This is a genomic window from bacterium (genome assembly GCA_035549195.1).
GTDB lineage: Bacteria > Oederibacteriota > Muellerivitia > Muellerivitales > Muellerivitaceae > DASZRK01.
Map to the genome: position 1 here is coordinate 136963 of DASZRK010000002.1, position 24003 is coordinate 160965.

At 61.0% G+C, this 24003-nt stretch carries 18 protein-coding genes; 1 reads left to right on the forward strand and 17 read right to left on the reverse strand.

The features are described from left to right. Positions 1-7: 7 nt before the first annotated feature. The 8 genes from VHE12_00675 to VHE12_00710 all read right to left on the reverse strand — a co-directional run bounded on the left by VHE12_00675 (position 8) and on the right by VHE12_00710 (position 11940). Positions 8-727 (reverse strand): sterol desaturase family protein, encoded by a 720-nt coding sequence (locus VHE12_00675; protein HVZ79292.1) that lies wholly within the window; start codon positions 725-727, stop codon positions 8-10. Between the two features lie 68 nt (positions 728-795). Continuing rightward, entirely contained in the window at positions 796-1560 is a 765-nt protein-coding gene (locus VHE12_00680; protein ID HVZ79293.1) for a DUF1207 domain-containing protein, read from the reverse strand. Positions 1561-1677: 117 nt separating this feature from the next. After that, positions 1678-2517, reverse strand: coding sequence for a DUF1207 domain-containing protein (locus VHE12_00685; protein HVZ79294.1), 840 nt, complete (start codon positions 2515-2517; stop codon positions 1678-1680). Between the two features lie 33 nt (positions 2518-2550). Next, complete coding sequence (locus VHE12_00690; protein HVZ79295.1) at positions 2551-3705, reverse strand: glycosyltransferase; 1155 nt, start codon at positions 3703-3705, stop codon at positions 2551-2553. A 127-nt stretch (positions 3706-3832) separates the two neighbouring features. After that, entirely contained in the window at positions 3833-5563 is a 1731-nt protein-coding gene (locus tag VHE12_00695) for a proline--tRNA ligase (protein HVZ79296.1), read from the reverse strand. 82 nt (positions 5564-5645) lie between these two features. Then, complete coding sequence (ispG, locus tag VHE12_00700; GenBank protein ID HVZ79297.1) at positions 5646-6725, reverse strand: flavodoxin-dependent (E)-4-hydroxy-3-methylbut-2-enyl-diphosphate synthase; 1080 nt, start codon at positions 6723-6725, stop codon at positions 5646-5648. Between the two features lie 168 nt (positions 6726-6893). Beyond that, positions 6894-10310, reverse strand: coding sequence for a CIA30 family protein (locus tag VHE12_00705; protein ID HVZ79298.1), 3417 nt, complete (start codon positions 10308-10310; stop codon positions 6894-6896). A gap of 118 nt (positions 10311-10428) precedes the next feature. Beyond that, a complete protein-coding gene (locus tag VHE12_00710; GenBank protein ID HVZ79299.1) occupies positions 10429-11940 on the reverse strand; it encodes a cellulase family glycosylhydrolase in 1512 nt (503 codons plus the stop codon). A gap of 194 nt (positions 11941-12134) precedes the next feature. Between VHE12_00710 and VHE12_00715 the strand changes: the two genes are divergently transcribed. Continuing rightward, positions 12135-13037 carry a glycosyltransferase family 9 protein gene (locus VHE12_00715; GenBank protein HVZ79300.1) on the forward strand — a complete coding sequence of 301 codons (903 nt, stop codon included), beginning with the start codon at positions 12135-12137 and terminating at the stop codon, positions 13035-13037. 133 nt (positions 13038-13170) lie between these two features. On the opposite strand, the gene sucD is transcribed toward VHE12_00715, so the two are convergent. The 9 genes from sucD to lepB form a co-directional block, all read right to left on the reverse strand. Beyond that, positions 13171-14097 carry a succinate--CoA ligase subunit alpha gene (gene sucD / locus VHE12_00720; GenBank protein ID HVZ79301.1) on the reverse strand — a complete coding sequence of 309 codons (927 nt, stop codon included), beginning with the start codon at positions 14095-14097 and terminating at the stop codon, positions 13171-13173. Then, positions 14094-15266 carry an ADP-forming succinate--CoA ligase subunit beta gene (gene sucC / locus VHE12_00725; protein ID HVZ79302.1) on the reverse strand — a complete coding sequence of 391 codons (1173 nt, stop codon included), beginning with the start codon at positions 15264-15266 and terminating at the stop codon, positions 14094-14096. Before sucC ends, sucD begins: the two co-directional genes overlap by 4 nt. Before the next feature lie 59 nt (positions 15267-15325). After that, complete coding sequence (rseP, locus tag VHE12_00730; GenBank protein HVZ79303.1) at positions 15326-16684, reverse strand: RIP metalloprotease RseP; 1359 nt, start codon at positions 16682-16684, stop codon at positions 15326-15328. Between the two features lie 86 nt (positions 16685-16770). Next, positions 16771-17919 carry a 1-deoxy-D-xylulose-5-phosphate reductoisomerase gene (locus VHE12_00735; protein HVZ79304.1) on the reverse strand — a complete coding sequence of 383 codons (1149 nt, stop codon included), beginning with the start codon at positions 17917-17919 and terminating at the stop codon, positions 16771-16773. Positions 17920-18069: 150 nt separating this feature from the next. Further along, positions 18070-19998, reverse strand: a complete 1929-nt coding sequence (gene dnaK, locus VHE12_00740) for a molecular chaperone DnaK (protein HVZ79305.1) — start codon at positions 19996-19998, stop codon at positions 18070-18072. A gap of 107 nt (positions 19999-20105) precedes the next feature. Further along, the gene (gene grpE / locus VHE12_00745) at positions 20106-20696 is read right to left on the reverse strand and encodes a nucleotide exchange factor GrpE (protein ID HVZ79306.1); all 591 of its coding nucleotides are present in this window, start codon (positions 20694-20696) and stop codon (positions 20106-20108) included. Between the two features lies 1 nt (position 20697). Continuing rightward, complete coding sequence (gene hrcA, locus VHE12_00750) at positions 20698-21729, reverse strand: heat-inducible transcriptional repressor HrcA (GenBank protein ID HVZ79307.1); 1032 nt, start codon at positions 21727-21729, stop codon at positions 20698-20700. An 87-nt stretch (positions 21730-21816) separates the two neighbouring features. Next, positions 21817-22917, reverse strand: coding sequence for a radical SAM family heme chaperone HemW (gene hemW, locus VHE12_00755; GenBank protein ID HVZ79308.1), 1101 nt, complete (start codon positions 22915-22917; stop codon positions 21817-21819). A 135-nt stretch (positions 22918-23052) separates the two neighbouring features. Continuing rightward, the gene (gene lepB / locus VHE12_00760; protein HVZ79309.1) at positions 23053-23985 is read right to left on the reverse strand and encodes a signal peptidase I; all 933 of its coding nucleotides are present in this window, start codon (positions 23983-23985) and stop codon (positions 23053-23055) included. Between the last annotated feature and the right edge of the window lie 18 nt (positions 23986-24003).

A 24003-nucleotide genomic window follows, 5' to 3' on the forward strand; every position in this document is an offset into this window, starting at 1 on the left:
TGAAAAATCAAATACTTTTATGAACGTCTTTATAAGCCAGCATGTGGAAGAGTCTCTGTTCTTTTTCGTCATCGAACCCACAGGTGTAGTCGAAATTTTTTGGATTTTCATAAGTGCCGAACAACATATCCCACCAAACGATATCGCCGTAATTGTTCCGGTGTTTTTGGTAACGATGATGGATCCGATGCATTTCGGGCCTTTGAAAAAAGAATCCAACCCAATGTGGGGTTTTTACGTTCGTGTGATAGAAAAACTCCCCAAGAGCGGTACAAAGGGTATAAATGGCTCCCGCCTCCAGGGAAAGACCCAACACCGTATAGACCAAAACGCTGCCGATGAGAGAATTGACGATCATTTCCCCGGGGTGTTTATAGAAGGACGTGATGACTTCGATCCGTTGGGGGCTATGGTGAATTTGGTGGAACGCGAGCCAAAGAAGATCGACCTTATGACGCCAACGGTGCCACCAATAAAAAACAAAAGTGGCGATGAAATAGGCGAGAAATCCACCGGTCAAAGGCCCCATCGAAGAGCCTAGATGGAAAACGGACCAAGAAGAAAGCCAGCGTTCCCAAGTGATCCCCGCCAGGAGCACGACCAAAAGTTGGATGAGATTGACACAAACCACACGCAGGGACCAGGTCTTGACCGGTGGTAATTTCCAACCCGGGAATGCCCTTTCCAAAAGAAAACAAAAAAGGAACGCAAGAAGGATGATCTTCATCTCGAACCCCCGCTCCCCTTCACTTCCTGCTCGATTTTAACCCTCAACCTTTTCCACAGGTACACATTTCAGGGATCGAAGAACACGCCCAGACCCCAATGGTTGTCCCGCACCTCGTAGAACTGGCCGTACTCGCTGTTGCCGTTGTAGTAGGTCAGGGCCAGCCGCACGCCACCCTCGCTCTCCCTTTTTCCTTTCCATTGGAAGCCCCATTGGAAATCCTGGTTCGTGACGCTCCCCGCTTCATCCTTGACCTTGAGGTCATAGGTGAAATAACCGCGTCCCGTCGTGCCCAAAAGGAAGTCAAAATAACCGGTGTAGAGTTCGGCGCCCAAATGGAAGAAAAAGGGTTTTTCCATGGGCGCCACATGGGGGGAATAACCGGCCCCGCCGTAAAGCCGGACTTGCTCGGAGGGCGTGAAGGAAGTGATCCACCGGAAACTCTCCCGGGTGTAGATGAAACGCGGGATGGCCAGGAAGAGCTCGTCGCCCAGGTGGGAACTGACATGGGTATAGTCCAGCCGGTTCGAGAGGACCCCCGATGTTTCGCTGAAGTACATGCCCAGGTACCAATCGCTCGCCCTTTCGGGATAGGTGAAATGGCCGAGGGAGTCCAGTTCGATGAAACTGGCCCCCCAGATGCCCCAGCCCCAGCGGCTCCCGTCCTTCGGGACCCATTGGAGGAACTCCAGCGTCGGGCCCACGGACCCTTCGAAGCGGGGATAGGTCAGGTTGGCCAGGATGGCGTTCTGCGGTTCCCGGGGATCACCGATGAGCCGGTCAAAGGCCGGATGGGACGGCAGGAACAAAAGCCGGTCCTCCTCCGCTTTCAAAACCGACGTCTTTGACCACAGAGGCACAGAAACACAGAAAAGGACCAGGAATATCTTCTTCGTTCTGTTCATCAACATTTTTGAACCGTGCCTCTGTGTCTCTGTGGTGGATCGGGTTTATGGATCGAAGAACAATCCGAACCCGAAATGCTCGTCGTGATCCCGGAGGAACTGCCCGAACTGGGAATTCCCGTTGTAATAGACCAGGGCTAGGCGGATGTCCCGGCTTTCCGCTTCCTTGAACTTCCACAAAAGGCCCACCTGATAGGTCTGGTCCAGGACCTCGATCTCCTGGATCCAGCGCAGGTCACCCGAGGTGTAGCCCCGCAGGACGGTTCCCCAAAGGTCGGCCGGACCGGTGAAAACCTCGGCTCCCGCGGAAGCGAACAGGGCCGCTCCATGGGGCGCCATGTTCCACCAGGCACCCAGTTTGGAATAGAAGGTAAGGTCCGGGGAAGGCCGGAAAGCCAGGGCGTAATTGAAGTTCTCCCGGCTGAAGAAGATCGGGTTCCGGATCCCTTGCAGGGCATCCCCCAGGTGGGCGCTTCGGTGCTGGAATTCCAAACGGTGGGAAAGGTCCCCGGAAACCTCGCTCACATACATCCCCACGTTCCAATCCCCCGCTTGCATGGGAAAGGTCGCCCCGTCCTCGTCCAAAAGGATGGTCCCGTCGCCGAAGACCCCCCAGCCCCATCGAGTACCGTCCTTCGGCAAGTATTGGAGGAACTCGAAGGTGGAGCCCACGGCCCCCTCGAACCGGGTCTTGTCGCCATAGGCGGTCAGGCCCGTATGGGGCTCCCGCAGATCGCCATATAGGGGCTGAAAAAGGGGAGCGACGGGGAGGAAGGTCCAGGTTTCCTGGGCAAAAGCAGGAACGACTATCGAACCACAGAGAACACAGAGTTCACAGAGAAGGCCCCAAGAAAGGAAAAAATTTTTCCGACGACTTTTCCTCAAATCTCTGTGTCCTCTGTGCTCTCTGTGGTGAGATCAGTTTTTAAGGATCTTTTCGTAGGCTTCGATCATCCGCCGGGCCATGGACCCGGAGGACCAGCGGTCGGCCTCGGCCAGGGTCTCGGACTTCTTCTGCGCGTACAGGGCCTTGTCCGTGAGCATCCGCAGGACCGCATCGGCAAATTCGTCCTCATTCAGGCCCGTCGTCAGGCCGCCTCGGCCCGACGCCATCACGTCCTTGATACCCATCTCGGCCACCGCCACCACGGGGGTCTCGGCGGCCATGGCTTCGGTCACCACCAACCCTTGGGTCTCGGTGATGGAGGCGAAGACGAAAAGGTCGGAACCGGCATAGCAGTCCCGCCAATCGTCCTTGCTCAGGTAGCCGGCGAAATGCACGTAATCCTGCATCTTCAGGTCCAGGGCCATCTTCTCCAGATGCTTCTTGGCGGCTCCCTCGCCGGCGATGAGGAACTGGAGGTTCGGGACCTTCGGTTTAAGGCGGTGCACGATCCGCATGAGGAAGTCGATGTTCTTCTCCTCGGCCACCCGCCCCATGAAGAGGACGACCTGGTCCTCGGGCTTGTAGCCCTTGAGTTTCCGGAACCGTTCCGGGTCCTTGCCCCGGAACCGCTCCAAGCGGATGCCCGTCGGGATGACCTCCACCGGCTTGGTCACGTCGTAGCTCAAGAGGACGTTCTTCATCTCGCTGGAAGGGGTGATCAGCAGGTCACAGGCGTTGCAGTAGCGCCGGCTGGCGCTCTTGGCGTACCAGACCCCGAAGGATTTGGGCAGGAACCAGAGATAATGCTCCGTGTAGGCCGCGAAAAGGGTGTGGTAGGTATGCACCACCTTCGCCCCCGACTTGCGGGCCCACTTCACCGCCGGACCCCCGATGGTGAAGGGGGTCTGGGTGTGCACGATATCGTACTTCTCGTCGATGAACCGTTGGACGAGCTTCTTATCCTTCCAGGGCATTCCCAGGCGGTCCTCGGGGTCGAAGAAAAGATAGAAGGACGGGAACCGGAAGACCTTGTAAGGAAGGCTTTCGTCGATATGGTTCGGGAAGGCGGGGGCGTAGATGTGGACCTCGTGCCCCAGCTTGGCGAACTCCTCGGCGAAGATCTGGGTGGAGGTGGACACGCCGTTGATACGGGGGAAATAGGTATCGGTGACGAGAGCGATCTTCAATGAAAACCTTTCAAAACCAGTTGAACCACAGAGGACACAGAGTTCCCAGAGTTAAAACCAAATCCCCCTCAAGACTTTCCAAAAAATCCTTCTCTGTGCCCTCTGTGCTCTCTGTGGTGAATAGCCTTTACGGAGTGCAGAGCTTCCATTCTTCGGCGGCGAATTCCTTCACCTTGTCCATGACCTGGGCCACGGGCACCTTGGCGACGTCCTTCTCCCGGCGGCGCTTCACCTCCAGGACCCCTTCCTTCAGGCCCTTGGAACCCACCCGGACCGACAGCGGGATGCCCAGGAGGTCCGCGTCCTTGAACTTGAACCCGGCCGTGGCCTCGGTGCGGTCATCATAAAGGACCTCGTAACCGGCCTTGGTCAAGTCCTCGTAACATTGGTCGGCCGCCTTGGCCACTTCCGGTTCGGCGGGATTCAAGAGCAGGAGGTGGACCTGGTAAGGGGCGATGGAGATCGGCCAGAGGATGCCGTCGGCGTCATTGTGCTGTTCGATGGCGGCCCCGACGGTGCGGGTGACCCCGATCCCGTAGCAGCCCATCACCGCCTCATGGTCCTTGCCGTCCTCGCCCAGATAGACGCATTTCATCGATTTGGAATATTTGGTGCCCAACTTGAAGGTCTGGCCCACCTCGATGCCGCGCCCGGTCTTCAAGGGCTTACCGCATTTGGGGCAACCGTCCCCGGTCACGACGCTTCGAAAATCGTTGTACCAGGGCGCGGCGCAATCCCGGCCGATCTCCACGTGGATGAGATGCTTGTCCTTGGCCAAGGCCCCGGTCACGTAATCGTGGCCGTCCTTCAAGGCGTTGTCGGCCAATATCTTGACGCCCTTCAAGCCCACCGGCCCCGCGAACCCGACGGGGGCCCCGGTCACTTCCATCACCTTTTCCGCCGAAGCCAGGACCAGTTCCGTGGCGCCCAAGGCGTTCTGGACCTTCACCTCGTTGACCTCGTGGTCCCCACGGACCAGGACCGCAACGGGTTTCCCATCAGCGAGGAAGATCAGGGTCTTGATGAATTGGGAGGGAGGCAGCTTCAGCAAGGCTCCCACATCCTCGACCGTGTATTTTCCGGGAGTATCGACGGCGGCGTAAGCTTCGGAGGTGGCTTGGGCGACGGCGGCAGGGGTGGGCACGCCCGTCGCTTTCTCCATGTTGGCCGCGTAGTCGCACGACGAACACATGGCCACCGCCGCCTCGCCCGTCTCGGCCAACACCATGAACTCATGGGTGAAGGACCCGCCGATGAGCCCCGAATCGGCCTCCACGGGCGCGAAGGTCAATCCGCAGCGCTTGAAGATGCGCTTGTAGGCCTCGAACATGATCCAGTAGGTCTTGTCGCAGGCCTCGTCGTTGACGTCGAAGGAATAACCGTCCTTCATGAGGAATTCGCGGCTGCGCATGACGCCGAAACGGGGGCGCACCTCGTCGCGGAACTTGGTGGCGATCTGGAAGAGGTTCAGGGGGAGCTGTTTGTAGCTCTTGAGCTCGCGGCGGACCAGGTCGGTGATGACCTCCTCATGGGTGGGCCCGAGGGCGTAATCGTGCTCATGCCGGTCCTTCACCCGCATCAGTTCCTTGCCGTATTTCTGCCAGCGGCCGGTCTCTTTCCAGAGCTCGGCGGGGGTGAGGATCGGCATGAGGACTTCCTGGGCGCTTCCCCGCTCCATTTCCTCGCGGATGATGCCCATGACCTTGAGGAGGGCCCGTTGGCCCAGGGGCAGGTATTCGTAAATGCCCGAGGCGACCTTGCGCATGAGGCCGGCCCGTAGCATCAGCTTGTGGGACGGGATCTCCGCCTCGCCGGGAGTTTCTTTGACGGTGGGGATGAGGGCTTTGGAGACGCGCATGGGTTCGTCCTTGGTGGATAAATAAAAGGGCGGGTCAAAAGACCCGCCCTTGGTGGCAGCACTATACAATCGGCCAAAGCTTTTAGGAAGTCTTGGCTTGCTCCATCTCGGCGGCCCGCTTCTTGATCTCGCCGATCAAGTTGGGCACCAGTTCCTCTTCCTTCAAGCGGGTCTTCACCTCGCCCTTCTCGAAGATCACCCCATGGCCCTTCTCGGCGCAGAGGCCGACATCCGCCTCCGCCCCCTCGCCCAGGCCGTTCACGACGCAGCCCATGATGGCGACGCGCATGTTGGTCTTCATCGTCAGGGTGGCGGTCTCGACCGCGTCCACCATCGACTCAAGATCGACGTGGCAGCGGCCGCAGGTCGGGCAGGCCACGATCTCGACGCCTTCCTTGCGGAAGCCCATGGAACGCAGCAGATGGGTGGCGACCTTCACTTCCTCGACCGGGTCGGCGGTGAGGGAAACGCGGATGGTGTCGCCGATGCCGTCGGCCAGGACCGCTCCGATCCCGGCGGCGCTCTTGGTGATGCCCTGCATCTTGGTCCCCGCTTCCGTCACGCCCACGTGGAAGGGATAGTCGCATTGCTGGGCCAGGAGGCGGTAGGACTGGATCATGGTCGGGACGTGGGAACTCTTCACCGAGATGATCATATTGTGATAGCCGAAGGACTCGATGAACTTGATGTGACGCATGGCCGATTCCACGATGGCCTCGGGCGTCGGATGGCCGTACTTCTCGAGCAGGTCTTTTTCCAGCGACCCGGAATTGACCCCCACCCGCATGGCCACGTTGTATTTCTTGCACTTCTCCACCACCTGGGCCAGGCGGTCCATGCCGCCGATGTTCCCGGGATTGATGCGGATCTTATCCGCGCCCTCGTCGATGGCACCCAGCGCGATCTGGTAGGCGAAATGGATGTCGGCGACGAGCGGCACCCGCATGCCCGCCTTGATCTTGGCGAGGGCCTTCAGGGATTTCTGGTTCTCGACGGTCACGCGGATGATCTCGCAGCCCGCGTCCTCCAGGCGCTTGATCTGCTCCAGGGTCTCGTCCACCTCATAGGTGAGGGTGTTGGTCATGGACTGGATGGAGATGGGGGCGTCGCCCCCGACCTGGACCTTGCCCACCATCACGGGGCGTGTCTTTCGGCGTTGGATCTCGAAGAACTGTTCGGCCATTTCATCCACTCCAGAAGGATCGATACCGGGAAATGGCCGGTCCCGGGGGCCGCCGAAGGCGGTTAGGGACGGCCATAAAAGGTTGAGAGATTATCCGTTAGGGTGTTCCCGCTTTCAAGGCGGGGAGCCCGGCCGAATGGCCCTATTTCAGCGCAGGACCAACAATTTCATCACCTTTCGTGTTTCTTTGCCGCCTGTTTTGGCCGTCACCACCAGGTAATAAAGGCCGTTGGCCAGGTCCAGGCCCCGGGCGGACCAATCCCAGGAATAAAGATAGGTCCCGGGCTGGATCGAAGGACCCGTCCCTTCGAAGATCTTCCGGAAGGCGCTGGTGAAGACCTTCACCTTCACCTCATCCACGGCGGCGGGAAGGTTGTAATAGAACTGCACCTGGGTCCCCTGGAGGATCGGGTTCGGAAAAAGGATCCCGGTCAAATTGCCGGGGACCGTGGCCGTCGGGGTGGGGGTGACGGTCGGCGTGAAGGTCCAGGTCGGGGTCAACGTGGAGGTGGAGCTGGCCGTCGGCGTGAAGGACGCAGTGGCCGTAGGAGTGAAGGTGCGGCTGGGCGTCGCCGTGGCGGTGGAGGTGAGGGTGGAGGTTCGGGTCGGTGTCGGGGTCAGGGTGGAGGAGGGCGTGGAGGTGGGAGTGAAGGTCGCCGTGGAAGTGGCCGTGTCGGTGGGGGTATCCGTGAACCAGGTCCCCGAGGGGGTCGGGCTCAAGGTGGGACTATCCGTGGGAGTGGAAGTCAGGGTCGGGGTCAGGGTCGGCGTGGAGGTCGGGGTCAGGCTCGGGCTGTCGGTCGGGGTCGCCGAGGGCGTGGTCGTGGGGCTATTCGTCGCCGTCCGGGTGGGAGTGCGGGTCGGGGTGAAGGTGGGGGTCACGATGCCCGCGGCGCTGTAGAAAGCGATCTGGTCCAATTGGACGCTGAAGCTGGCCCCGGTGAAGGAGGTGGCGAACTGGATGGCGTTGATATCGGTCCCGCTCTCCGTGGCCGGCAGTCCGGTCTGCCCGCCCCACCCCTGGCGGGTCATGCTGGTGAAGGGGATCTGGTAGAAGGTCCAGACACCCGCCGGAGGGGTCAAGTTGTAACCATAATTATCGAAGTCGGTCACCGACTGGTTGTCCACCATCATGCGATAGGTATGGCCGTCGCCGTAGATCCAGAACTGGAGGCCCAGGATGCCGGACCCGCTCAGATCGTAGGCCGTCGGGGGCCATCCGGCGCTCAGGGTGCTGCTGTAGCCCGAATAGGGGTTGTTGGAGCCGTTGCTGGCCACGATGGTGCCGGCGAATTTCACCGCGTAGGTGGTCCCGGCGGCCCCGGGGCCCACGCCGTATTGGATCGAGACCGAGCTCCCATCGCTGTCCAGGTAGGTTCCCCAGGTCCCGTTCCAAAGGTTCGTGCGGGCAGGCGAGGTCCCGTTCCGGGCCTGATCCTCGAAATCATCGACCAAGGTCGTGGGACCGTAATTGGGGGTGGAGGTGATGGTCGGAGTCGCCGTGATGGTCGGGGTGATAGTGGGGGTATTGGTGGGCGCGCCCGAATTGGTGAATTGCAGGACCGTGATGGAATAGGGCTGGAAGGTGACGGGGAAGGAGGAGGCGACCCCGGTGAAGGTGACGGTGGAAGGCGCGGTGTCCGGGGCCGCGTGGTAGGGCAACGAGCCGGTCTGCCATTGGTAGTTGGAGGAGTTGAAGGTATAGCCCGTGGCGCTGGAATTGGGGGTGAAGGGGATGCCCGTGATCCAGGTGTTGTAGGAGTTGGTCGGGCTCTTGTTCACCACGACCAGGGAAAGGATGCCGTCGGGCCGGTAATCCGCATAGGCTCCGAACAGCGAGGCGGGGATGCTGTTCCCCGTGGAGATGAGTTGGTGGGTATTGGTGTCCGCCGGGATGGCCCATTGGGTCGCCATCATCTTCATGGCCCAGTAGCTGGCGTGGGGCTGGTATTGGTAGGCGTCGTTCTGCACGTTGAGGTACCCCAGGTCGCCACCGCCCGCGCTCACGGTCCCGCTTCCCCCGTTCAGGACGTCCCAGAGGTTGGTGTGACCCCGGCTCCCGAAACCCTTGATGAAATGGCCCAGGGCATCCGCCACCCAGAGCCCTTCCGCCAGTTGGAGCTCGAAGTTCTGGTCGCTGACGTCGATGTTGTATTCGCTCATGATGACCGGGATGCTGGAAGCGCCGGGCACTCCCGCCATCCAGGTGGAAAGGGTCGCCGGATAGGTGTCGATGGTCGAGGTGCTGTCCAGGCCCGAGGCATTGGTGAAGGTGCCGAACCGGGGATACCAATGGAAGTCGATGGCGTTGATGTAGCTGTCCTTGCCTTGGGCGTGGAGCAGGGCGATGAAGTCCTGCACGACGGTCTTGCCGTCATAGAGGTTGGAGGATCCGTTGAACCCTCCGGCCACCGGCCCCGTCACGATGATCGAGGGGTCCTCCGCCTTCATGGCGTCGTAATACTGGATGTAGCGCCGGACATAGTCCTGGGTATTGATGGGCCCGCCCGTCTCCCAGTTCCCCTCCGTCTCGTTCCCCACCTGCCAATACTTGATGCCGTAACCCTTCACCACGTTGGCGTAGTGGACCCAAGAAGCGGCTTCCGACGCGGTCCCGGTGCCGAAATTGACCGTGATCATGGGCACTCCCGGGGGGCTCATGGCGGTCACGGCGCCCATGAAGGATTCGAAGTCGGTGCTGCCGGGGGGATTGGTGGTGTATTGAAGCGTTCCGGCCGGATCGGTGCTGGAGACCTCCACCTGGGTCTGGACGGTCGAGGAGGGATTGTTCACCGAGACCTGGGAAGCCCCGTTATAGAGCCTCGCCTCGGCCAGCGCGTAGGCCCCGCTCACCCCGGCGGAACTGGCCGTCATGAGGACGCGGAAGTATTGGGCCGCGACGCCCGTGAAGGTGATCCCCTGGGTACCGCCCGAGCCCGCCACGGTGCCCGAGGAGGTGGTGATCCAGTTGCTCTCGGGAGAGCTCTGGTAGGGAGGAGGCCATCCGGTCAGGGCCCAATATTGCACCTTGAAGGAGGCGGCATAGGGGGTCCCCCAGACCAGGGTCACCGAATTGACCGTGGAGGAGGAAGGAAGATCGAACTCGACCCATTGTTTGTCCGGGAAGTCGGTGTTGACGTTCGACATCCAAGTGGTGGCGTTGTTCCCGTCCGCCACGTTGGAAGCGGTCCCGTAGCTGGAGGTGGTGCCCCGGAACTTTTCCCGGGCGACCCAACCATAGGTCCAGGAGGTGCCGCTGGGCACCCAATAGCCGTTGGCGTCGAAGGAACCGGTCCCGTTCCAATGGTAATCGTCCGAGGAGGAACCGCCCGGGTAACGGAGGAAATAGTTCCCCGCCGCTTGCACCTGGGGCATCACCGCCTGGTTGTTGGTGTTGGTGACCCAGTAGGCCATGTTGTTCCCGAAAAGGCTGACGGGAACGAAGGAGGCGGTGGTCACGGCCGCGTTGAGGGTGATGGTGGCCGGCAGGGTCTGGGCCGAGGCACCGGCCGAAAGACCCAGCAATGATAAGAGGAGAAAGGTCCGCAACTTCATGGTCCGCATTTCCATCCGTTTCAGGATCGGGAAAAAGAAAAGCCGAAAACAGGGTTTTCGGCTTTTGGGGTCACCCGGTCGGTTCGATGACCAAACTATGCCACCGGGACCGGCAAAATGCAAAGGGCTAGCGCCGCAGGATGACCTTCATGACCCGTCTCGTCTCCTTGCCCCCGTTCTTCCAGGTCAACACGAAGTAATAGAGGCCGTTCGCCAGGTTCAAATGGGCGTTGTTCCAATCGAGCTGGTAATTCCAGGTGCCGGGGGTGATGACCAGGTTGTCGTCCTCGAACACTTTCCGGAAGGCCAGGGTATAGACCTTCAGCTTCACTTGGTCCACGCCGTTGACGTTCTGGTAGTTCAGGTTCAGGGGGCCCGTGCCGTCCCAGGGATTGGGCCAGGGCAGGAAAGGCGCCTGCGGTGTGTCCGTCGGGGTCGGTGTGTCGCTGGGCGTGGGGGTGTCGGTGGGCGTGCAGGTGTTGCCCGGATAGCCGCAAGGCGTTTCCGTGGCGGTCGGCGTCACCGTCGGGGTGGCGGTCAGGCAAGGGGGCGCGGGGGTGGCGAGCCAGTTCTTGACCGGGACCCCGTGAAAGGTCGTGGCCGTCGTCCAGTCGGACTGGAGCAGGCAGGGACAGGAGTTGTAATGCATGTCCCAGGCGGTGGCGTTGTAGCCGTGAAGGTCGGCCCAGGTCATCAGGGCCTGGTCCCAGCTGCCGTTGGTGTCCGGGTTGGGGGTGTAGCCGGAGATGGAATTGCCCTGACCGAATTCCCCGATGAGGATCGGGTGGGTGGAGGAGGCGACGGTGATCTTGTTGTCCCCGTCGTTGGTGGTCCAAGGGTTGCTCCCCTTGAAAGGATAGATGTGGGTGGCATAGACGATCCCGTTGCCCACATTGGTCATGGGGTAGCTGTCCACGTTGGAGAGGTCGTAGGCGTAGTCCAGCCCGCCCATGACCACGATGTTGTTCGCCCCCGTGGCCCGCACCGTATTGAGCAGGGCCTGCATGCCGGGGGTATGGTACCCGTAACTGATCCCCGTGCCCCCCGCCTGCCAGATGTTCCAGCCGTTCCCGTCGTAATCGTAGGGTTCGTTGAAGAGGTCGAAAAGCACCGCCGGATTGTTGGCGTAGGTGGAGGCCACCGAGGACCAGAAGGTCACGCTGTTATCGTCGGGCATGTAACGCTGGGCGGTGGCGTTCCCCCATCCGGTCCCGCAAGGGGCCGTGGCGCCGGTCTGGCTCCCGGACCAATGAAGGTCGAGGATCACGTAGGCGTTCTGGCTGGAGCAATAATTGACGATGCTATCCACCAGGGCCCGATAGTTGGGCCCGTTGACCGGGTTCCCACCGACCTTGGAATTGGTGCAGCCGAACCAAAAATCCTGGCTCAAGGGCAGGCGAATGACGTTGGAGCCCCATTGGGTGACCGCATTGGCCACCACCGCGGTGATGCCGCCCGCAGGCCCTTGCCCGGCGGTGGTGAACTCCAGACTGTCGGTGTTGACGCCTTTGAGCCGGACGGTGCAACCCTGGCTGATCGAACGGAGACGGTTCCCCACCACTTGCAGTTCATCGGGGGCGGCCCAAAGGGCGGTGGATGAAAGGGCCAGGAACAAGACGGTCAGGATGGGGCGTTTCAAGATCGAGAGGGGCTCCCAGGTGAGTTGGAAAGACAGGCACCAAAAAATACGGCAGGTCCCGGCCCATGTCAAAGAACAAAGGTCCCGGCCCATCATTTGGAAGCGCTTTTATTAAAAAGGTGAAAAAGGGGCCCGGGTGTTCACGTTAAAGGGAACTCAAAAACCTTTTAACGGTTCCCGCTTATAATGCGCCCATGGAACGACCTCAGGCCCTGGTCCTGGCCGCCGGAAGCCTCGGCGATTGCATCTTGACCCTCCCCGCGCTTCAAGTCCTGGAGAAGCTGACCCAAGTGACCGTGGCGGGGACTTCCCCTTACCTCCAGTTGGGAAGCCTCCTGGGTCCCCATCTCTCGGCCGTCCCCCTGGAACCTTTGCTTCAAAAACTCTACGCGGGCCAAGATCTTGTCCCATCCTTTCCATCCGGATGCCGGGACCTCTTCCTCTTCTTCAAGGACCAGGACCCCAGGTTGATGGCCGTTCTCAAGGGGCAAACCGATATCCGGGTCCATTCCCCCTCCAAGAGCTTTGAAGAATTCCTCAAGGAAGGACGCTGGGCCGGGGACTTTTGGCTGGAGACGGTCCTGGGTCCGGGGCGGCCCATCGATGAAAAGATGCGGGATGGGCGTTTCAAACTTCCACCCGAATTCTACGAAAGGGGCCTTCAAGTCTGCCGAACGCTGGGTGTCCCGGCGGCCGCGTTGAAAGGACCTTTCGTCATCCATCCCGGCAGCGGGAGCCGGCAAAAGAACGCCCCCCTTTCCTTCTTTCGGGAAGCGGCCCAGAAGATCTCCTCCGAGACCGACAAGGAGATCCTGGTCCTTTGGGGCGAGGCCGAACAGGACTGGGTCGGCGAGATCCGGCAGGCCTTCCAGGACATCCCCCGGGTGACGGTCCTACGGGAGCCTTTGCCCCTCCCGGACGCCGCGGCGGCCTTGGCCGTCTCCTGCGGCTACATGGGCAACGACAGCGGCATCACCCACCTGGCCTCCGCCTGCGGGGCCAAGACCTTCGCCCTCTTCAACAGCACCGACGCCAAGGTCTGGGGACCCCAAGCAAACTTCATTATTCTTTCAGCCCTAAAAGGAAGCCTTGCCTAGCCCAGTTCTCCTTGGATCTTGATATCCGAACAGGGCCGGCGAACTTCATCATTCTTTCGGCGCTCAAGGGCAGCTTGGCCTAGAACAAAAAAGGCCGCCTCCCTTTTGGGAAGCGGCCTTGGCGACACCGAATTCATTTCTTCTTTTTGCCCTTCTTGGCCGGGGCGGACTTCTTCCCGCCCTTCTTGCCCTTCATGGCCTCGACCAGCGCGTTGCCGATCTGGCCCGGGCTTTGCGCCACCACGATGCCCGCCGCTTCCAGGGCCGCGATCTTCTCCTTGGCCGTTCCCTTCCCGCCGGACACGATGGCGCCGGCATGGCCCATGCGCTTGCCCGGGGGGGCGGAGGTGCCCGCGATGAAGGCGGCCACCGGCTTCTTCATGTATTTCTTCACGTAGAGGGCGGCCTCTTCCTCGTTGCTGCCGCCGATCTCCCCGATCATGATGACCGCGCTGGTGTCCTTGTCCTTGTTGAACATCTCCATGGCGTCGATGTGGGTGGTGCCTACGATGGGGTCCCCGCCGATGCCGATGCAGGTGGACTGGCCGAGCCCCAACTGGGTGACCTGCCAGACCGCCTCGTAGGTGAGGGTCCCGGAACGGGACACGATGCCCACCTTCCCGGGCTTGTGGATATAGCCCGGCATGATGCCGACCTTGGCCACGCCCGGCGTGATGATGCCGGGGCAATTGGGCCCGATCAACCGCACGTCCGGATAGCCTTTGAGGATCTTGTTCACCTTGGCCATGTCGTTGGCCGGGATGCCTTCGGTGATGGCCACGATCAGCTTGATGCCGCCCGCGGCGGCCTCGAGGATGGCGTCGGCCGCGAAAAGCGCCGGCACGAAGATCATGGTGGTGTTGGCGCCGGTCTTGGCGACCGCCTGTTCGACGGTGTCGAACACCTTGAAACCCTCGATCTCGCTGCCGCCCTTGCCGGGCGTGACGCCTCCCACCATCTTGGTGCCGTATTCGCGGCAGGCCTTGGAATGGAAGAGCCCCGCGCTGCCCGTGATGCCCTGGCAGATGACCTTGGCGTTCTTGTCGAGAAGGACGCTCATGCTTGCACCTCCTTCGCCGAAGCCACCACGGCTTTGGCGGCGGCATCCATGCTGGCGGCGAATTGGTATTTCAAGGTGGACTGGGCCAGCAGCTTCTTGCCCTGCTCCACGTTGGTGCCCTCCAGCCGCACGACCAGGGGCAGGTTCAGGCCCACTTCCTTGGCCGCGTCGATGATGCCCTGCGCGATGACGTCGCACTTGGCGATACCGCCGAAGATGTTGACCAAAATGGCCTTCACCCGGGTATCGGAGAGGATGATCTTGAAGGCCTGGGTCACGGCCTTTTGGGAAGCGCTGCCGCCCACGTCCAGGAAGTTGGCCGGCGAACCGCCGAAATGCTGGATGGCGTCGGCGGTGGCCATGGCCAGCCCCGCCCCGTTGACCAGGCATCCGATGTAGCCGTCGAGCGAGATATAGGAGAGACCGTATCCGGCCGCCTCCAGTTCGCGGGGGTCCTCCTCGTCCGGGTCCCTCCAGGATTCGTATTCCTTGTGCCGGGGCAGGCCGTTGTCCTCGAAGGCCAGTTTGGCGTCCAGGCAGTGGATGTTCCCATCCTTGAGGACCACCAGCGGGTTCACTTCGATCAGGGAAAGGTCCAGGTCCATGAAGATCTTGGCCATTTTCTGGAAGAGGGAGGCTCCCTGGTTGATCTTGTCCTGGGGCAAGCCCAGCTTGATGTGCAGTTGGCGGGCCTGGTAGGAATGCAGTCCCTCGATGGGGTCCACGGGAACGCGCAGGATGGCCTGGGGCTTGTGCTCGGCCAGTTCCTCGATCTCGGTCCCGCCCTCGGCCGAGGCCAGCACGATGGGCATACGGGTGCTTCGGTCCAATACCACGCTGACGTAGAGTTCCTTGGCGTAATCGGCGGCCGGGGTGATGAAGATCTTCTTCACCTGCTTGCCTTGGGGCCCGGTCTGGGGCGAGATGAGGGTCATGCCCAGGATGTCGCTGGCCTTCTGGCGGACCTCCTCGGGGGTCTTGGCCAGCTTGACGCCGCCGGCCTTCCCGCGGCCGCCGGCGTGGATCTGGGCCTTCACCACCCAGGGACCCGTCGGGAACATCCGGAGGGCCTCATCCACCTCCGAGAGGTGCTTGACGACCTTGCCTGGGGTGACCGGCAGGCCGTATTTCGCGAAGATCTCTTTGGCCTGGTATTCGTGAAGTTTCATCCGGAATATCCTCCTGGAGTTTTACGCCCAAAGCCGCAAGAACAACGGGACCACCCGGATCAAGGGATCTGACGGTGCACGTTCTCCATGACCCAGTTCCACACATCCATACCCACTGCGTAGAGCATCAAGCAGCCCACTAGGGTGAAACCGGCGATCTGGTAGACGTTCTGGAATTTGATCGACAAGGGTTTGCGTTTCACGGCCTCGAAGAGGCAGAGGATGATCTGCCCGCCGTCCACGATCCCCAGGGGCAGGAGGTTCATCAGCCCCAGGATGAAGGAAATGGAGATGACCGTCTTGAGGAACTCCTCGATGCCCTGGGCAGCCTTCTGGTAGAGCGTGCGGAAGATGGTGACCGCTCCGCCCACGTTGTCCTTCAGGTTCATCTTCAGGGTGACCAGCTTCCAGATGACCTCCAGGTATTTCTTGCAGAAGTAATAGGTCCGGAGGCCCGCCTCGGGCACGGCCTGGAAGAAGCTCATGCGTGTCACCGTGAACTTGTCCGAGGGCTGGGGCTGGATGCCGATGACGTGGTCGTCCCCGTTGTAGATGCGGGTGATGGAGACCGGATAGTCCTTCCCATTGCGGTCCACCTGGAGCTCCAGGTGGTCGTTGGTGCCGCTCTTGATCACATAGGAAAGTTCGAGCCAGTCGGAGACCTTGCGGCCGTCCACGCTCAGGATCTTGTCGCCGGGGCGGATGCCCGCCTTCCAGGCCGGGGTGCCCAAGGGAACGTCCCCGATGACGGCGGGGGCGGAGGAATAAAGGCCGAACCCGAACTTCTTCGGGTGGACATCGCCCTTCAAGGGGATCTGGAGGGTCTTGCTTCCCCGTTCCACGGTGAACAGGGCGGAGGCGGAAGGGTCCTTGACGAGCTTGGCATAGGTCCCGTCCAGGTCGCCCGAAAGGTCCTGGATGGGCTTTCCGTCCACCTTCAGGAGCAGGTCCCCCTTCTTGAAACCGCAGTCATAGGCCAGGCTCTCCGGAGGTACGAACCCCAGGACCGGTCTCTCGAAATAGACCTTCTCGCCGATCATGAGGACCGCCACCAGGATCAGGAAACCCGAGACGAAGTTCATGCCGGGACCGGCCAGGAAGATGACCACCCGCTTCCACCAGGAGGCGAAAAGGAAGTCCCCCGGCTCGGCGGGCTTGGCGTAGATCTCCTCGACCGATTGGCCGCTCAGGTCGCCGCCCTTGGGCTTGCAAAAACCGCCCAGAGGGAAGGCGCGGATGGAAAAGAGTGTGCCCTTCCACTTGCGGGACCAAAGGAGGTTGCCGAAGCCGAGGGCGAACTCCTCGACATCGACCTTGTAGAACTTGCAGGCCAGGTAATGGCCGCCCTCATGGATGAAGATCATCGCCTCGAAAGCGATCAGGACTTCCAGGTAGTAGATAAGATCGTTCAGATGCATCGTTCGCCTTTAGGAACTTTCGACCCACCAAGTGTAAGGATCGTAACGGGAGCTTTGAAGGCCCCGAGGGGGGCTTGGGTGGGGATCTAGGCCCTCGCCGCTTCGGCCCGGGCCCATTGATCGGCCCTCAATATACCATCGAGGCTGGGGTTTGTCAGGGGACGGTATTTTGTCAGGGTCTTCTCGATGATCTTGGGGATCCGGGTGAAATGGATCTCCTCGCGCAAGAACCGGTTCACCGCCACTTCATTGGCCGCGTTGAGGACCGCCGGATATCCGTCGCCTTTTTTCCCCGCCTGATAGGCCAGGTCCACGCAGGGGAATTTCTTTCGGTCCGGCTGCTCGAAATGCAGGCGCCCCACCTTGGCCAAGTCCAACCGTTCCACGGGGGAATCGGCGCGTTTCGGATGGGTTAAAGCGTACTGGATGGGGATCTGCATGTCCGTGGTCCCCAACTGGGCCAGCACCGACCCGTCCACGAACTCCACCATGGAATGGATGATGGATTCGGGATGGATGACGATATCGATCTTGTCGTAGGGAGCGTTGAAGAGGTAGTGGGCCTCGATGACCTCCAGCCCCTTGTTCATCAAGGTGGCGGAATCGATGGTGATCTTGGGGCCCATGCGCCAGGTGGGGTGGTTCAGGGCCTGCTTCAGGGTGATCCTGGCGAAATGTTTCTTGTCCAGGCTCCGGAAAGGCCCGCCCGAGGCGGTCAGGAGGATCTTGTGGATCTCGGAGGCGCTCCCCGCCCCCGCCAGGCATTGGAAGACCGCGCAATGTTCACTATCGACCGGCAATATCTTGGAACCGGACTTCTTGGCCGCCTTGGTCACCACGTCGCCCGCCATGACCATGGTCTCTTTGTTGGCCAGGGCGATGTCCTTGCCCTTTTGGATGGCGGTCAGCGTCGGCTTCAACCCCGCCGCGCCCACAATGGCGGTCAGGACCATATCCGCGCCCGAATCACCCGCCACCGCCACCAATCCCTCTTCCCCCGCCAGGATCTGGGTGGAGGTGCCTTGGGTCAGGGCCTTGAGCTCGGGAAAGAATTTCCAATCCAGGATGGCCGCCATCTTGGGTTTGAAGATCTTGATCTGCTTGGCCAATTCCTTGGCGTTGCGGTAGGCGGTGAGACCTGTGACTTGGAAGGAGGGCTTGAGCTTTTGGACGACTTTGAGGGTGGATATGCCGATGGAACCCGTCGAGCCGAGAATGGCGATCTTTTTAGGCATTTAAAAAAGGTTCCTTTGGTGGCCAAGAAGCGAACGGGATTATAACACCCCGCTTTGAGACGGTCTTCTTTGAGACGTCCTTCGGACAATAAAAAAGGCGGCCTTTCGGCCGCCTTCCTTAATTCAAAATTATGAATTCATAATTCAGAATTATTTTTTATCCTTATCCACCGGCTCGTACTCGGCGTCCACGGCCCCCTCGTCCTTCTTCTTTTCTTCCTGGGGCGCTTCACCGCCCGGGGCGGCTCCCGCCTGGGCCTTGGCCGCTTGGTCCTTGTACATGGCTTCCCCGAGCTTCATGGAAGCCTGCGACAGTTCCTCGGCCGCTTTCTTGATGGCCTCGACGTCGTCGCCGGCCAGCACCTTCTTCAGGGCCTCCAGCTTCTCCTCGATGCCCTTCTTGGTGTCCGCGTCCACCTTGTCCCCATAATCCTTCAGTGCCTTCTCGGTGGAATAGGCCAGGGTGTCCGCGTGGTTCTTGGCCTCGATCTTCTCCTTCTTCTTCTTGTCCTCGTCGGCGTGGAGCTCGGCGTCTTTCTGCATCTTCTTGATCTCGTCCTCCGACAATCCGGAGGAAGGAGTGATGCGGATGGACTGTTCCTTGCCCGTGCCCAGGTCCTTGGCGCCCACGTGCAGGATGCCGTTGGCGTCGATGTTGAAGGTCACCTCGATCTGGGGAATTCCCCGAGGAGCGGGAGGGATGCCCACCAGGTCGAACCGGCCCAGGGTGCGGTTGTCGCCGGCCATCTCACGCTCGCCCTGGAGCACGTGGATGGAGACTGTGCTTTGGCCGTCGGCGGCGGTCGAGAAGGTCTGGCTCTTCTTGACCGGGATGGTGGTGTTGCGCTCGATGACCTTGGTCATCACCCCGCCCAGGGTCTCGACCCCGAGGGAGAGCGGCGTCACGTCCAGCAGCAGAACGTCCTTCACCTCGCCTTTGAGGACGCCCGCCTGGATGGCGGCGCCCACGGCGACCACCTCGTCCGGGTTCACGCCCTTGTGGGGCTCCTTCTTGAAGAAGTCCTTCACGGTCTTCACGACGAGGGGCATGCGGGTCATGCCGCCCACCAGGACCACTTCGTGGATCTCCTCCACGGTGAGGCCGGCGTCCTTGAGGGCCTTGCGGCAGGGCTCCAGGCTCTTTTCCACCATGTCCATGACCAGCTGTTCCAGCTTGGCGCGGGAAAGTTTGACGTTGAGATGTTTCGGGCCCGAGGCGTCGGCAGTGATGAAGGGCAGGTTGATGTCCGTCTCGTTGGTGGTGGACAGGTCGATCTTGGCCTTCTCGGCGGCTTCCTTGAGCCGTTGCAGGGCCATGCGGTCGTTCTTCAGGTCCACGCCGCTCTCTTTTTTGAACTCGTCCACGAGCCATTGGATGATGCGCTGGTCGAAGTCGTCGCCGCCCAGGTGGGTGTCCCCGTTGGTGGACTTCACCTCGAAAACGCCGTCGCCCAGTTCCAGGATGGAGATGTCGAAGGTCCCGCCGCCCAGGTCATAGACGGCGATCTTCTCGTTCTTCTTGTCCTTGTCCAGGCCATAGGCCAGGGCCGCGGCCGTGGGTTCGTTGATGATGCGCAGGACTTCGAGACCGGCGATCTTGCCGGCGTCCTTGGTGGCCTGCCGTTGGGCGTCGTTGAAATAGGCGGGCACGGTGATGACCGCTTCGGTGATCGGCGAGCCCAAATAAGCTTCCGCGTCGGCCTTGAGCTTTTGCAGGATCATGGCCGAGATCTCGGGGGGCGAATATTCCTTGTCGTCGATGTTCACCCGCACGTCGCCGTTGGAGGCTTCCTTCAAGGTGTAAGGGACCAGCTTCTTGTCCATTTCCACCTCGCCGTCATGGAGCTTGCGGCCCATGAAGCGCTTGATGGAGAAGACCGTATTGGTCGGGTTGGTGATGGCCTGGTTCTTGGCCACGCGGCCGACCAGCCTCTCCCCGGATTTGGAAAAACCCACGACCGAGGGGGTCGTGCGGGCCCCTTCGGCATTGGCGATCACCTTGGGCTCGCCGCCCTCCATGATGGCCATGCAGGAATTGGTGGTTCCCAGGTCGATACCCAGGACTTTGTTCGTTGCCATATCATTGCTCCTTAAAGATCTTTTTCACCACGGAGGGCACGGAGATCACGGAGAAAAAGATCCCGATTTTTCCGCCTCACTTCTGTGTCCTTCGCGAACCCTTCGGTTCAAGCTTTCTTCGTGTTTTTTGCGACTTTTACAAGCGCGGGGCGAAGCACCCGCTCATGCAGGAGGTATCCGGCCTGTAGTTCCTCCAGGACCGTGTCGTCCGGGGCCTGGTCGGTCTCCTCCTGGAACATCACTTCATGCATCCGGGGGTCGAATTTTTCCCCCAGCGCCTTGATGCGCGTCACGCCATGCAAATTAAGAAGGGAATGGAACTGCTTCAAGGTCAACTCCACCCCTTGTTTGAGGGCGAGCAGGCCCTTGTCCTGGTCGTCGGGAGGAAGGGCCGACACGGCCCGCTCCAGGTTGTCGGCCACCGGCAGGAACTCCTTCAGGAGCTTGGATTCGGAGAATTTCCGGTCCTCGTCCCTTTCCTTGACCATCCGCTTCTTATAGTTCTCGAAGTCGGCGGCCAAATAGACCAGTTGTTCCTTCACGTCATCGTGTTTCTTCTTCCATTCCTCCAGCTCCTCGATGGCCTGGGCGGGAAGGACAGGTTCTTGCGGGATGTCGGCGGCGTTCCCGGCGTCGTCATAACGCTCTTTTTGACTGGATAGGATCTCGATCTCGGGTTCTTGGTTGGGATCGGTCACATCAGCCTCCCCGGCGGGAAAGGGCGGCTTCCAACTGGCGGGCCATGTGGCTCAGTTGGCCGCAGACCCGGTCGTAGGCCATGCGGGTGGGCCCCAGGACCCCCAATGCCCCCGCGACCTTCCCTTGATAGTAATAAGGAACATGGACGAAAGAAAAATGACGGAGCTCAGCCTGGGGCAGTTCCCGGCCGATGGCGACCGAGAGGCCGGGTTTGGCCCATTGGCGGCCCAGGACGGAGGCCAGGGGCGACCTCTCCTCCACCAGCCGGACGACCTGCTCCAAAAGTTGGGGATCGTGGAATTCGGGCTGTTCGGCCAAGTGGGAGGCCCCTTCCAGGTGGATGGTAACGGCGCTGAAACGCAGGGCCTCGTCCACCATCTGCAGGGCGGCCTCGATCAATCCCAGTTTGGCCCGCCGGGCCGATTCGGCCTCCTGCAGGAGCTGGCCGCGGATGGCCGAAAGGGATTGGCCGGCGAAACGCCGGTTCAGGATCTGGGTGATCTTGAGGACCTCCTTGGGGTCCACCGGAATGTCGGTGGAGACCAATTCCTCCCGGACCAGACCCTGGTCCAATACCAGGATGACCATCACCCGTCGGGTATCGATGGGCACGATGCGGAAATGGTCGAGGGACAGGTCCGCCGGAACATGGAACACGGCCAGCCCGGCCAGGCGGGTCATGGCGGAAAGGATGCGGGCGGTGTGACGCACCAGGGTCTCCACCTCGTCCTTGGCCTTTTGGTATTCGGCCTCGATCTGTTGTTTCTCTTTCAGGGTGACTTGGCGGGCCTTCATCAAACGGTCCACATAGAAGCGGTAGCCCTGGTCCACCGGCACCCGGCCGGAGGAGGTGTGGGGATGGGTGAGAAAACCGCGTTTTTCCAGGTCCATGAGGGTGTTGCGGATGGTGGCGGAGGAGACCTCCAGGCGCCCGGCCAGGGCCTGGGAGGCCACGGGCTTGGCGGTCGCCACATAGGCATGGATGACCGAGGAAAGGACGTTCTCTTCGCGCTCGGGAATGGACGGATTCAAAGCAAGACCTCGTCAAAGGGGGTTTGAGCCCCCTCATAATAGGTAGGGAGGTTCGAAAGTCAACTTGGGCCGTTTTTTCGCTGGCCCTTAAACCACCAGCTTCTCCAATATCCCGTTCAGGACAAAATAACCTTGGGGGGCCACCCGGACCCGCTCCCCTTCCTCGACCAAAAGGCCCGCTCCCAGCAAGGGCCTCAGCCTCGATCCCGCCTGGGCCCCAAGATATTGGGTCAAGGGTCCCTTCGGAACGCCCGAGCGGGTGCGAAGACCCAGCATGATCCGCTCCCAGGCCCGGGTCTTGGGGGAAAGCTCCTCCACCTCGAGCACCGGCTCGCCCCTTCCCACGCGACCGATATAACCTTCCAGGTCCTCCCCGTGGCCATGGCGTAAGGGGCCCACCGTGCCCACCGCCGACAGGCCGAAGCCCCAATAATCCTCGCCCTGCCAGATGTTCAGGTTGTGGCGGCAATGGAAGCCGGGTTTCGCGAAGTTGGAGACCTCGTATTGTTCATAACCCTTCTCCGCCAGGAACTTCTGGGCGAGCGCGTATTCATCCGCCACCAGGTCCTCGGACGGAAGGGGCAATCCCTCGGCCACCGCCTGGGCCAGGGGTGTTCCCGGTTCGACCTGGAGGGCGTAAAGGGAAAGATGATCGGGCCCCAAGGCGAGCGTCTTCTCGATCGAGTTTTGGAACATCTCCAGGGTCTGGCCCGACAAACCGAACATCAGGTCGAGGTTGATGTTGCCGAATCCGGCCGAACGGGCCTGGCCGAAAGCCTTCTCCACCCGGTCCCACTCATGGCCCCGGCCCATCTTGCGCAGGAGTTCCTTCTGGGCCGCCTGGGCGCCGAAGCTCAAGCGGTTCACACCCAGGTCCCGATAGCCCTTGAGCCTGTCCCCATCCACCGTCTCTGGATTCGCTTCCATGGAGATCTCGGCGTCCGGGGCGAAACCCGCCTTGTCCCGGAGCGCTTTCAGGACCCATTCCAAACGCGCGGGCGGCAGGAGGGACGGCGTCCCGCCGCCGAAATAAACGGTCGCCAACGGGCCTTTCAGGTCGGAGTTTTCGATCTCCTTCGCCAGGGCGTCCACGTAGGGACCCAGGCGGCCCTCCATCCCCGCGAAGGAGGTGAAGTCGCAGTAGTTACAGATGGAGGTGCAGAAGGGGATGTGCAGATAGGCGTTCATGGCTCTAAACCCCGAATATTGGACCGCGAAAGGACGAAGATGGCGAAGGAGCGAAGGACCGCGCGAGGGATTTCATCCCAAGATCCCGGATCTTGAGGGATGCGCATTTCCTTCGCCTCTTCGCGGCGAAAACCTTTATTTGATCACCGTGAACATACGGGATTTCAGCGTTTTCATGTTGTCCTTGAACTCGCCGGCCCCGATGTGGGCGAACATGAAAATGGCCAGGAGCAGGCAGAAGCCGCTGGTGTAAAGGTAGTTCTTGGACGCCTGGGCCTGTTCCTTCAGCAGGGCCGGATCCGACGGCGGGGTCTTCTGGAACCGGATGCCCGCCCAGCCGAAAAGACAGTAAAGGATGACCAACAGGGACCCCAGGATCACGAAGACGCCCATGGAGACGCTGTGCCAATAGATGACCCAGGCCCGCCCCTTGATGTTCTCGGCGGGGACCTGGCCCCAGTAGCGCGAGTCCAGGCTGTTGTCCCGGTTGTCGCCCATCATGAAGTAATGGTCCGGTTGGACGGTGACCGGGCCGAAGTTGACCTTGAGCGAATCGGGCCCATCGACCGCCAGCGCCATGAGGGGCGTGTAGAGGTGTTTGACGTAGGGCTCCACCTGCTTCTCGCCGTTGACATAGACGTCGGCGTTCCGCAGCTCGATCACGTCGCCGGGGATGCCGATGCAACGCTTGATGAAGTCCTTGGAGGGGTCCACCGGATAAACGAAGACCACCACATCCCGGCGCTTGGGCTTGCCGAACTCCAGGAACCGCGGCGTCTTATTGAGGAAGGAATAACCGTAGGCGTACTTGTTCACCAGGATGTAGTCGTTGATGAGCAGCGTGTCCTCCATGGAGCCCGAGGGGATGGTGAAGGGCTGCACCAGCACCGCCTTCAGCGACAGGGCCACCGCCATGGCCACCCAGAGGGAGTCGAAGGTCTCCACCCACCCGGCGTTCTTCGGGTCCTTGCGGAAGGCCGGCAGGCCGAAGCGGATGAAGATCTCCACCAGCGTCAGCGCACCGAAGAGACCCCAGAGGATCCCGTTCAAATGGTCCATAATGTCCATGAAAGACTCTCCCGATCG

Bases quoted from the DNA above. Each gene is read 5' to 3' on its own strand.
- VHE12_00675 (HVZ79292.1), bottom strand. From the start codon at position 727: ATGAAGATCATCCTTCTTGCGTTCCTTTTTTGTTTTCTTTTGGAAAGG.
- VHE12_00695 (HVZ79296.1), bottom strand. From the start codon at position 5,563: ATGCGCGTCTCCAAAGCCCTCATCCCCACCGTCAAAGAAACTCCCGGC.
- VHE12_00705 (HVZ79298.1), bottom strand. From the start codon at position 10,310: ATGCGGACCATGAAGTTGCGGACCTTTCTCCTCTTATCATTGCTGGGT.
- VHE12_00715 (HVZ79300.1), top strand. From the start codon at position 12,135: ATGGAACGACCTCAGGCCCTGGTCCTGGCCGCCGGAAGCCTCGGCGAT.
- sucD (HVZ79301.1), bottom strand. From the start codon at position 14,097: ATGAGCGTCCTTCTCGACAAGAACGCCAAGGTCATCTGCCAGGGCATC.
- sucC (HVZ79302.1), bottom strand. From the start codon at position 15,266: ATGAAACTTCACGAATACCAGGCCAAAGAGATCTTCGCGAAATACGGC.
- rseP (HVZ79303.1), bottom strand. From the start codon at position 16,684: ATGCATCTGAACGATCTTATCTACTACCTGGAAGTCCTGATCGCTTTC.
- VHE12_00735 (HVZ79304.1), bottom strand. From the start codon at position 17,919: ATGCCTAAAAAGATCGCCATTCTCGGCTCGACGGGTTCCATCGGCATA.
- dnaK (HVZ79305.1), bottom strand. From the start codon at position 19,998: ATGGCAACGAACAAAGTCCTGGGTATCGACCTGGGAACCACCAATTCC.
- hemW (HVZ79308.1), bottom strand. From the start codon at position 22,917: ATGAACGCCTATCTGCACATCCCCTTCTGCACCTCCATCTGTAACTAC.
- lepB (HVZ79309.1), bottom strand. From the start codon at position 23,985: ATGGACATTATGGACCATTTGAACGGGATCCTCTGGGGTCTCTTCGGT.